This is a genomic window from Nostoc commune NIES-4072 (assembly GCF_003113895.1).
In the GTDB taxonomy this organism is placed as follows: Bacteria; Cyanobacteriota; Cyanobacteriia; order Cyanobacteriales; family Nostocaceae; genus Nostoc; species Nostoc commune.
This window is the reverse complement of the sequence record NZ_BDUD01000004.1, coordinates 1-10159: the sequence shown is the minus strand read 5'-3', so window position 1 is coordinate 10159 and position 10159 is coordinate 1. Positions and strand designations below refer to the sequence as shown.

Genomic DNA, 10159 nt, shown 5'->3' with positions numbered 1-10159 from the left:
AGAGTGGGATGGAAAAAAGCTGAGAGAACGAGAAGAAGAAATTAGAGAACAGGCAATGATTTTAGCAGGTCAATGTATAGCTGTTTTATTATATAATCTTTCTGTATCCCCAAAAATCCTGAACTATTCTGTTAGTCAAACACAGGGATGGAGAAATTTAAATACACAAAAACATGGTTCTAAAAAGCGAAAAATAGTAACACTTGGAAACGTCGAAGTAACTTTAACTTTACCTTATGTACTTGAACGGAATCCCACAAGTAAAGAATCTGATAATCCTCCGATCAATGAGCCAAAAATAAAAACCTCAAATCAAGGATTTTTTCCGTTTTTAAAATGGCTAGGGATGTCAGAAGGTATTAGCCCTTTAGTCTGGTCAACAATTGCTAAATGTGGTGCGATAGCCAGTTCTTTTGATGCAGCACGTTCGACGCTAAGGGATTGGGGAATAAATGTTAGTTTAAAACGAATCGAGCGCCTGACTTACCTTTTTGGTGAAATTGGTATTAATCTACGCAAATCAAAAATATTAAATCTGGAGATGGGTCACTTATCTAACAGTAATGTTCTCAAAGACCAACGAGTTGTAATCGCTGTAGATGGTGGAAGAACTAAAATTAGGTTCAATAAAAAAGGTAGACGCAGTAACAAAACAAACCGTCGTGGCTTTGTCGGTGAATGGATGGAGCCAAAGTTACTAACAATTTATGTAGTAAATGAACAAGGTAAAAAAATTAGGACATCAGCAATACCTATTACTAATGATGGCACGTATTCCGGTTATAAAGAATTCCTCCTCATTTTAGAAATGTATTTGGTAAATTTGGGTATAAGTCAAGCCAAACAGGTGTTATTAATTGCTGATGGTGCAGAATGGATATGGATACATATTCCCCCTTTATTAAAAAAGCTAAAATGCCCATCTGAAACTTATCAATTATTAGATTTTTATCACGCTGCATCACATTTAAAAGATTTTGCTGATGCTGCTTTTAGCACAGATAATCAGCGTCAATCATGGTTTAAAAAAGCTCGAAAAACTTTAAAAAAAGGTCAGGCACTAGATTTAATGAGAAAGATGGGTGAATTGATATCTGAAGCAAATGGAGAGCGCTGTAAAATTATGGTAAAAGAGCGAAATTATATTTTAAAAGCTTATAAGAAGAGGCTTTTAAAGTATAACGAAGTTGCGGCTCGAAAATTACCTCTTGGTAGTGGCGCAGTTGAAAGTTTAATTCGCCAAGTTGTTAATTTACGCATGAAAGGTAATAGTAAGTTTTGGCTTCAAGATAACGCAGAAATTATGTTGCACCTCCGTTGTCAATGGATAGCTAAAAGTTGGGATAATTTTTCTGATTCTATCTTTAATTCGTTTATCAAACCCGAAACGTCCTGATAAATTTTATACTTTAATTCCGCATTTAATTTATTTTCTGTCATAATTGATACTAAGCCCTAAAGACTTATTGCAGATATATTTGGAAATAATTGTCAAATAACTTGCTACCAATCTTTTTGAGATATCTCATCAAGATGATTTAACGTGTAATTACGTATATTAATTGCAAATAAAATTACTCCATACACAAATGTAAGTTTTAGCGATGGCTACGCCCGCCGCAGGCATCGCACCTTTTTTGTCTGACCTCACAAAATCGCGTTGCTCCCATTCATCTTTGAGTCGCCACTACATAAATTAGCAGCAAAAACAAGTCAATGAAAATCGGTACTGTTTCAATTAGTTATTCGAGAAAATTTAACTTGGGCAACTATGAATCAATCGAATTGGGCTGCTCACTTTGGGCGCAAGTCGAAGAAGAAGAAGATGCCGACGGTGTAGTTCAATTTCTTTATTACCAGGCAAAAGCAGCAGTCAAAGAGGCTGCAATGCCTGTGATTAAAGCTAACGAATTCCAAATCAGTAAAGCCAAATCTCAACGGAAAGCGACAACGGATGAAGGTGTTGCAGAAATAGATAATTTTTGAGCCAATCAAACATGAAACAGCTAACAGGTTTTATTCCTATCGCAGCATTACCACCATCTACTACGGCTTCTGCTAAACAACAGCTAATAGAAACCATTGAATGGCTCCACAAAGAGGGTGCTGCTACTGAAACCAACCTCAAACTCTTGACTGCAATTGTCGAATCAATTCTTTGCTCGGAAGAATCATACAGCAGATTTTTGCAGTGTGGTTTTGATGCAGCTATTGAGTTTTTCGATACCAATTCTCAGAACTGGGAATTTTTGTTGAGTCAATCTCATCACCTCATAATCCCAGGAATTGGGATAAGTACAAGCAGCTACAACAAACACGGGCATTGTTGCCAACAACCCGCACTGTCACTGATTAAGGTAAAAAATGGGGACTTAAGATACAGCCCTTGTTGATCTGATTCAGTATAGGAATAGTCGCAAAATTACTCTTGGTTTTCAGATTCTCCCTGCTGTAATTGTTGCACTACTTCTACTGGTAAACCAGTAGACCGAGCTATCACATCAACACTGATACCCTCAGCTAATAAGTTGATAGCAATTTTACGAGCTTTTTCATCGCTACCTTCTGTCTTGATTGATTGATAAACCACTGACTCCTGCATAATGTCTTTCCTGAATAAACGTCCAATGACTTCTTGTTCTAATACTAACCCAGCCAGAATTGCACAAGCAGCAGCAATATTACTTTGTGTTCGCCGTTCAGGAATTTTGTCAATAGTTTCGGCTGCAAGTTCTAATGTACCAACCTTATTATTAGTCGCACTCAAAACCGCAAAGGGCAGTAATCCTGGTGCTGTCAAAAATACTTCTAAAGGTTGCTCCCATAAACGAATCACTGAAAATTCATGTCGCAAACTTTCAGTCGTGAACGTAGTTTGATACACCTTCTCTGATTCGGTTTTGGCTAAGTAAATCACCACTTGGTGCATTCGTTTATTAGGAAAACGGCGATAGACCCTCAAACGATAATCAGCCATCCGAAACGGCATATCGTCATCGGGTTTGGTCTGAAATTCAATGTGGAGAACAACTTCATCTGATTGCAACAAGATTAAAGCATCAGCACGAATAGGTTCCAAAGACAACTCTGTAGGACTTAATTTGGTTAAAGTAATTGGTTCTCCTAACAACCAAGTAGCGAAATCAGGAGAATACATCTCAGCAATGAATTTACAGGTGTTATCAAACATGGACAAGTTTTATCAAACATGAACAGATTTTATCATCATCGAAGCTACTGATAGCAATTAAACTTTAGGTAGCAGCATAATAAAAAGGTAATAAACCGATGAATTTTTGGTCAATAATGAATTTAATTGCATTAACAAATGAACGCTTTCTAGAAGAATTTTACGATTTTATTTCTGATTATGATGGCGGATGGATGATTAAGTTTTTGTATCTGATTAAAGTAAATGTTGCTCTCTGGTTTGGATGGGAGTCACAGCCGGAATATGACGATTGGCATTGGGGACTGGGGTATTTTGGAGAGGAATACCGACAGGACTGGAATGCCCCAATGGGAGCTTGTGATTGGCAGGAAATCTGTACTCCCGTCAGTTTTCTCAAATGGCAATATGGAATCGGTGAAAACTCGAATTATTAATAAAATTTATCCAATACAAAAGGGAGAATAATTCTTGACTGAATATGATTATCTTCGCGCGTTTGTTATGGATCGATTTGATTCTGAGGTAACAACAGAAGTAGATCCACTTCATGATCAACACAAGCTTTTGCTTTTGCAAAAGAATTATCTAGAAGCAGCGAGATTAGAAATTCTTCGAGATAGAGTTCTGCAAGGACTTTACATCAAAAGAGCCAGGGCTGAAGAAATTATCAATTGGCTTTCTCTTGATAATCAGCTACGACGTGAGTGTACAACTTATTGCGATGTCAGATCAGGAAGACTATGACTACTCAAACTACAAACATTAATCTTGATTCACCTAGCTTAGTGCTTGACACTATTTTCGTTTGGAAAGGAGCGGGACATGAACTACAGCAAAGTAATCCAAAGTACTGGGAGAGTATTTGTCATCTGCGAATTTATCAAGCATATTCCATGCCGAGCATTATTTTATGTTCAGATTTAGATGAACAAAACACGGGGACAAGCATTACTAATTCTGCGGAGGGTCTAGCTACATTGATTTGGCGAAGATACCAGAATACTATGTTATCGGCTCGTCGCTGTTTGGGGGATAATTTTCTATTTATCGAGCATTATCCTCGCAATAAAATAAGTAAAAACGAAGAACCAGAAGATTTTTCTTTAGTGCAATTTAATTGGGATGGTCAACGTTTTAGTCAACCACGTTGGAGTCCTTTAACTCCAAACATTGTGCTGGCTTTGATTCAACAGCATAAGGTCAAAGATTAAAACTGAAAGCGCGATTGCATTCAATCATCAGTGTGCGATCGCTCTGAAACATGAAAAATGGATAAAAAATGGCTAATCTTCCAGCAATTAATTCAGTTGTCAAAGTCATTAAACCACTGACAGAAAAACATCCAAGGTTGGGGCAAACAGGTACAGTAATCCAGTATTCAGGACACGGAATGGTTTGTGTTCATTTTCCAGATATGCCACCTGGTCAAGGAATTTTTTTCAATCCACATCATTTACAAATCATAGAGTCATAGTCAAGATTATGCCGAAAAAATCCACTCATCCCACTCCTACTGACAATTCCTCACTATGCCTACAGTATCTCCGCCATTGTGGGGGTAGCGCTCGATTGTGTCATATCAACTTCAGTTTGTCAGTTATTCAAACCTTGGTCAATCAAAAAAGAGTAAAGATTAGCAATACTGGTGCAGGGTTTTTTATTGAATTGGAGGATTCCAAATGACTAATTACAAACAAGTTGTTTACCAATCTCAATTAGACCACAAGAGTAAATTGTCTCTTCGCCGCCGTACTAGGAGAAGATTTAAACCCAGGATTCTCATCGACCGCACCATAGAAACAACTGCAATTGCCTCTCTGCTCTTAACTGGATTTTCAGGAGTAGGGGCAATGGGATGCTGGGGAATGGAGATTATTGAGACGAATGCTGACTCCAACATAATCATCTCTGGTTGGGAGTACCAGAAAAACAGAAGTCTTGGAGCTATGCTGGTCAGTTTTTCCGCCTTCTTAGGAAGTTCTCTAGTCGGAGCAAGCCTCAGTATTCAACGAGATAAATTTTAGGGAGGGAAACAATAATGGAAATTCAATTAACCACAGCAGAGATTCGGACTATCTTGCAAGGATGTCAATATACATTGCGGCTTGTGGGGAGTAGTAAGGATTATCGCAGGCTTCAATCGTCAGAGCATTTTTCTACATCAAACAATGTAGTGCTAAATGACGCGTTCAATGTTTTGGAAGAAATAGTGGATGCAATTGATGATGTACAGCAGGCAACTCAACAGTAAACAGAAAAAATCTAAATTTAGAGGAGAAAAAAATGACGTTAACCTTAGACAATCGCTCTCGAAACAAAGAATCGTCCTTGACGCAAGCATTACAACAAATACAACAGCTAAACTCCAAGATTCAAGAGTTGGAGCAGCAGCATCTTTCTTACGTGCAAAAGCAACAGAATTTGATTCCAGCCATTGCTGAAATTTGTATTTCTCCAATACAGGAAGTGCAGGCGCTGCGGATTCTCATATATCGGGGAGAAGCAGCCTGTCGGCAGTACTTGCGTTCAGTGTTGGTGAAGCGAAAGAAGGCTTTTTGAAGTACCAAAAAACAGCCCCTATCTCATATATAAAGGTAGAGGCTGTAATATTATAATCAAGTGGTTTTAACCAAGTGCAGTGGCAATCGCTTTGCCGAGGTGATTCAATGTTCTCTCCCGTGAGAAATCTGCTGCTGCTCGTGCTGATTCAGCCAAGATAGTATCGGTATTGGGAGTCAGTTTTAACGCACCCCCCAAGTAACCCAATGCTTTGACATAATAATCAGATAAATTAGTCGAAGCAAGTCGCTTGACGGTTTGATGATCGCCACTGTTAAAAGCAGCCAGAGCTTTACTATGTAGTTCAGTTTCGGGAGTTCCCAAAACTTGAAGGATAGCATCAACAGCTACTTTTACTTTTTCTAAAGTAAGTTCAGTATTTATAGGTGTTGTGACCATTTAAAGTTCTCCTTTTAACCAATCATCGTTCGTTTCTGCGTCTACCTGAGAGGCATACAGTGAATCCCAATTGCGGCACAGCTGCTCGTGAATTATTTTGGAAATAAATTTAGTTGCGCTGGAGCCATCAAAATGAATTGCCGTCCTCAGTAACAGGTAATTCTGCCGTGTGAGCGGAAAGTAATTACTTTGTTTTTCAATTACATCATCTGGCAAAACTATATGCGCCAAAGGATCTTTAGGGATTTCATGCTCTAATATCGGGCTAGTGTAAGGTGGTAAACCTTTAAATCCCTGCTCTAGAACTATATTTGCCCAAAGGGAAGGGGCAATTTCCCTTTTTTGTAAATCCAATACTGCCAATTGAGTGTAATAAGGGCGATTTCGCCCTAACCACCCTCTGGTGTATTGCATAATCAGCATTTGCCGGGAGTCTCCTGAAGCATTGCTGAAAGCTTCTAGCTTTTCGTCATGATCGGGAGTGATGTAGTAACGAGAAAGTGAAAATTGATACGCCATGAGGCATGAGGTAAATTTAACTCAACCTGCTCTAAGTTTATATCAATATCGAGGAGTTATGATAACATTTTTAAATAAGCTTCAAGCGATCGCCCCCGGCCAAGGTAAGCGATCGCTGTTTCCGCTCCTTGTGACGCTAATCCCATAGGAGGGTACTTAAACATGGTACGAACATTAGAAGACAAGTTCAATCGCAAGAGTGAACTTTTTTTGTTGTCGGAAGACGAATACCAGCCGAAAAATAAACTGGAAGAAATTGCAGTTAAGGCAGTCAAGTTAGCAGGGTTACACACCCGGCTTGGAGACTATGAATTTGTCTCGACAGCAGTTAGATTGCTTGAGCCATTTATTGCTGCATGGTATCACCGGGCCGAACTGTCCCCGCCATCGACTGCGACAATTTGCAAATGGTTTTATAGTGAGCCACCAAAGTGGGCGATCGCTTTATTGGTGAATGAACAGCAAAAAATTTTTGAACAAGTTTCGCGGAATATTCAAATTTAGCTAAAACAGAAAACTCTACGAAATCCGAAAAAGCCCTTGAAGATTGCGAGTGGCTTTTTTATTGTAGGAAAGTCAGGTCAATCACAGTTAATTCACTATCAATTAATAGAGAATATGACATCAAAATCATACGGAATTGACACGGATATTAACTATGTTTTTTACACTCTTGACTACCTATTGACTATTTATTGATGAACCAAGCATGGAGAGAACAACTTTTTAGCCAAAAGACCACTAATTCCGGGTTAAATCCTTTGGTTTTACCTATAACTAATGCCAAAATGTTGCGAGTTTTGGATATTTGCTATCGTACATGGGAGCGTTGGGCAGAAGTGGCTGAAACAATCCCTCAGTATAAATTATCACGAATTCAAATGCAGAAGATGGCGAAGGAAAAAAAACTCAGAGCGCCATTAATTCGTCCATATCAGGTCTGGGTACTAGGTAAAATTGGCGAAGTGTTTGGAGATTTAGACCAAGGCACAACCAAGATTGAAATAGCGAAGTCAATCGTGGAAGCCAATAAGTCAGAGTACACGATTAAAGAATTTGAAACTGAACAAATCAGATTTACTCAATCATTAACAGGAGAATTACAAAATGTCTGAAACTCAAGACAAATTCAGCCGTCAAGATTTGTTTGAATTACTGGGTGAAAAATACGCTCCTGCAAAAATCATTGCTGGTTTACAGGAGTTGGCTAAGTCCGACCCAGATATTAACCAAGATGTAGAAGATGACGCAAAAGAATTTAGTATTGACATTTGTGATCGCTTAGAAAAGTTGTTTAGTTTAGCGCAAACAACTCTCGACCAATCAAAGCTGTTAGGAGGTGAGAGCAATTTAGCGAATATACAAACTCATGCCATAGAAAGTGTGAGTGAACAATTACATCTTGCTGGAGTCAGTCGGGAAACTTTTAAAGCATTCTTGGATATTGTGGCAGGCAAGACTGTTGCTCAAGCGTTGGCGGTTCACGAGTTTGAGCAAGAATTGTTCGATGAAATAACCAGTGAGCTTGACGTTCGTTCATTGCAGCGACGGACAGAGCAAGGCTTTGATGAAATAGCGTTTATTTATCAGTTGGCCAAAAATCCCGAAATTAGGCAACAAATTACCCAAGAGTACGGGTTAAAGACTGGGGATGAGGTAAAACAAGAGGTTCAAACCCTCATAACTGGTGCAACTGTTGGTTGGGAGCAACGCGAAAAAGTGAGATCGGGGTTTAGTTCTCAATTACACCCCTATATTCTCAACAAAATCTGGTTTTTTAGTTGCGATCGCATCCTGAAACAAGCTATATACGTCCCAGATTTTAGCACCTCACAAAATCGCGTTGCTCCCCTCTCTCAGTTGGAAGAGTTAGTAGGAAAAGTTGATGAATAGTACTGAATATAAACTTGATAGGACAAGGCTATTTCTGGCTCAGGAGAAAGTGTTGTACAAGGGAATTGGTGTGTAGAATACGGGAGTTCACCAGTCAAGCTAAATTCAAGTAAAGGTGTTGATGAAATCTACCCAGCGTCCATCTAAACCACAACAACCAAAGTCTAGCAACCAAATTCCTGAGTTTCACCCTACCCCAGATGATGGCAAGTTGCTGGAAGAACTCACAACTGGCCAACAGCCCAGCCATGTTCCTGTCAATGAAAAACCCCTAAAGCCGCCAAAAGTTGAGCCGCAGGTGACTGGCAAGCGCAACAAGAAAAAAATAGATTCACCACCAGCAACCAAACCTTATATACCCTTTCAAGACCGCCCCGAAGAACCAGAATTACCGCCAGAACCCTGTCAGCACATGCAATTCCTGGATTGCAACTCGGAGATAGGGCGTGTGATATTCGAGTGCTACCACTGCAAGCAGGGGATAATTAGCGAGTACACCGGAGAACCCGTAATGGGCGAGTACAAAGGACGACCAAAGAGTGATTTTCACAAAGGTAAAATGCCCCAACTGTGAGCAAACAGCGATTAGACTGCAAGCAAGGGAAGTACTTTCGACTACGGCGATACCTTCACCTTGGGCAGAAAAGTAAAATATGCATCGACTGCTTTTTTTCATTCGTTATATGGAAAGATTTTAAAAAGTACTCATGGGGTATATATGGGGGCTATATATACCCCAACAATAGTTCAGGACTTTAGGGACATTTTAACCCCTATATAGGGTATATATAGGTGCTAAGTAGGGTATATTTGACTGGTTGATATTTTGTGCCCCACTTAGCCCCCAAGGGGTTATGATAAACTCTTGAGTCTGGAGAAAAAAAGGCTCTTGAACAGGGGAGCAAGAGAAAATTGTTTGCATTAACAATTATAGTTATCGGTGTAAGAAAAACTAATTATTCTGCTGAAGGTCCGAGTTCTCCATTTTGAACAGTAAATAGTAAACACTAAGAACTGTTTTAATTCTCTCCTCTGCTCCCCTGCCCCTCTGCCCCTCTGCTCCCCCAAATTACCTGAACAGATAATTTTCACAAATCAAAGTGTATTACCTTTGTATTTATGTCTAACATTCACACCTTACAAAAAATTTTTCCTGCGGGTTTCGATAACGGTTACGGAAGCCTTAAACTTTTAGTCGATGGCTTTGAAGTAGTTCGTGTCCCCAGCTATATAAGCAATGCCGAGATGGAAGATGTTCCAGGGCGTGTAGTTTTTAACGGCACTGCTTACACAGTCGGAGAGTCTGCTTACCGCACAGGGAATTATTTTGACCGCAACACCGACAATAATGAAAATAAAGTCAATAACGCGTTGTTGACTTTGTTGGGTGCATTGGCACATCTGCCACATCGTAAGGCTTGGCACTTAAAATTAGTTGTTAGCTTACATGACGTTGGTCTGGCTGAAGAATTACAAAAAGTACTCAATGGCGAATATAAGCCAATACTTGCTGGCAAACAATCAGACGTGAAAGTAGAAGTGCTGAAAGTTGTACTAGAGGGGATGGGTGCATTATTTGGGCATCCACTACCGAAAAAGCTAACCATTTTAGACTTT

18 protein-coding genes are annotated in these 10159 nt (G+C 39.5%); 15 read left to right on the top strand and 3 right to left on the bottom strand.

Translation table 11 applies throughout. The features are described 5' to 3' along the window. The 3 genes from CDC33_RS36465 to CDC33_RS36455 all read left to right on the top strand — a co-directional run. A partial coding sequence (locus CDC33_RS36465; RefSeq protein ID WP_109013423.1) for an ISLre2 family transposase occupies positions 1-1396 on the top strand: 1396 nt, incomplete at its 5' end. A 320-nt stretch (positions 1397-1716) separates the two neighbouring features. Beyond that, positions 1717-1986, top strand: coding sequence for a hypothetical protein (locus CDC33_RS36460; protein WP_109013422.1), 270 nt, complete (start codon positions 1717-1719; stop codon positions 1984-1986). Positions 1987-1997: 11 nt separating this feature from the next. Next, positions 1998-2393 carry a hypothetical protein gene (locus CDC33_RS36455; RefSeq protein WP_244919577.1) on the top strand — a complete coding sequence of 132 codons (396 nt, stop codon included), beginning with the start codon at positions 1998-2000 and terminating at the stop codon, positions 2391-2393. A gap of 29 nt (positions 2394-2422) precedes the next feature. Here CDC33_RS36455 and CDC33_RS36450 read toward each other — a convergent pair whose 3' ends face one another. After that, entirely contained in the window at positions 2423-3190 is a 768-nt protein-coding gene (locus tag CDC33_RS36450; RefSeq protein ID WP_109013421.1) for an Rpn family recombination-promoting nuclease/putative transposase, read from the bottom strand. Between the two features lie 98 nt (positions 3191-3288). Between CDC33_RS36450 and CDC33_RS36445 the strand changes: the two genes are divergently transcribed. The 7 genes from CDC33_RS36445 (at position 3289) to CDC33_RS36410 (ending at position 5731) form a co-directional block, all read left to right on the top strand. Beyond that, positions 3289-3606, top strand: a complete 318-nt coding sequence (locus CDC33_RS36445) for a hypothetical protein (protein WP_219930153.1) — start codon at positions 3289-3291, stop codon at positions 3604-3606. A gap of 67 nt (positions 3607-3673) precedes the next feature. Further along, positions 3674-3916, top strand: a complete 243-nt coding sequence (locus CDC33_RS36440) for a hypothetical protein (protein ID WP_109013420.1) — start codon at positions 3674-3676, stop codon at positions 3914-3916. Then, positions 3913-4383: a hypothetical protein gene (locus tag CDC33_RS36435; protein WP_181374377.1), complete on the top strand. Its 471-nt coding sequence runs from the start codon at positions 3913-3915 to the stop codon at positions 4381-4383. The genes CDC33_RS36440 and CDC33_RS36435 overlap by 4 nt, the downstream gene beginning before the upstream one ends. 68 nt (positions 4384-4451) lie before the next feature. Continuing rightward, a complete protein-coding gene (locus CDC33_RS36430; RefSeq protein ID WP_109013419.1) occupies positions 4452-4646 on the top strand; it encodes a hypothetical protein in 195 nt (64 codons plus the stop codon). A 205-nt stretch (positions 4647-4851) separates the two neighbouring features. Then, positions 4852-5196, top strand: a complete 345-nt coding sequence (locus CDC33_RS36420; RefSeq protein ID WP_109013417.1) for a hypothetical protein — start codon at positions 4852-4854, stop codon at positions 5194-5196. Between the two features lie 14 nt (positions 5197-5210). Continuing rightward, positions 5211-5423: a hypothetical protein gene (locus CDC33_RS36415; protein ID WP_109013416.1), complete on the top strand. Its 213-nt coding sequence runs from the start codon at positions 5211-5213 to the stop codon at positions 5421-5423. A gap of 32 nt (positions 5424-5455) precedes the next feature. Next, positions 5456-5731 carry a hypothetical protein gene (locus CDC33_RS36410; RefSeq protein WP_109013415.1) on the top strand — a complete coding sequence of 92 codons (276 nt, stop codon included), beginning with the start codon at positions 5456-5458 and terminating at the stop codon, positions 5729-5731. Positions 5732-5797: 66 nt separating this feature from the next. On the opposite strand, the gene CDC33_RS36405 is transcribed toward CDC33_RS36410, so the two are convergent. Both CDC33_RS36405 and CDC33_RS36400 read right to left on the bottom strand, forming a co-directional pair. After that, positions 5798-6130, bottom strand: a complete 333-nt coding sequence (locus CDC33_RS36405) for a hypothetical protein (protein WP_109013414.1) — start codon at positions 6128-6130, stop codon at positions 5798-5800. Continuing rightward, a complete protein-coding gene (locus CDC33_RS36400) occupies positions 6131-6649 on the bottom strand; it encodes a transposase (protein WP_109013413.1) in 519 nt (172 codons plus the stop codon). Positions 6650-6811: 162 nt separating this feature from the next. Here CDC33_RS36400 and CDC33_RS36395 point away from each other — a divergent pair, with 162 nt between their 5' ends. From CDC33_RS36395 to CDC33_RS36375, 5 genes are all read left to right on the top strand, one after another. Continuing rightward, a complete protein-coding gene (locus CDC33_RS36395) occupies positions 6812-7153 on the top strand; it encodes a hypothetical protein (RefSeq protein WP_109013412.1) in 342 nt (113 codons plus the stop codon). 194 nt (positions 7154-7347) lie between these two features. Next, positions 7348-7764, top strand: coding sequence for a hypothetical protein (locus CDC33_RS36390; RefSeq protein ID WP_109013411.1), 417 nt, complete (start codon positions 7348-7350; stop codon positions 7762-7764). Beyond that, on the top strand, positions 7757-8542 hold the full coding sequence (locus CDC33_RS36385) for a hypothetical protein (RefSeq protein WP_181374376.1): 786 nt from the start codon (positions 7757-7759) through the stop codon (positions 8540-8542). The genes CDC33_RS36390 and CDC33_RS36385 overlap by 8 nt, the downstream gene beginning before the upstream one ends. 121 nt (positions 8543-8663) lie before the next feature. Then, entirely contained in the window at positions 8664-9116 is a 453-nt protein-coding gene (locus tag CDC33_RS41030; protein WP_244919576.1) for a hypothetical protein, read from the top strand. A gap of 545 nt (positions 9117-9661) precedes the next feature. Next, positions 9662-10159 (top strand): ParM/StbA family protein (locus tag CDC33_RS36375; RefSeq protein WP_501193679.1); only part of this gene is annotated, 498 nt, incomplete at its 3' end.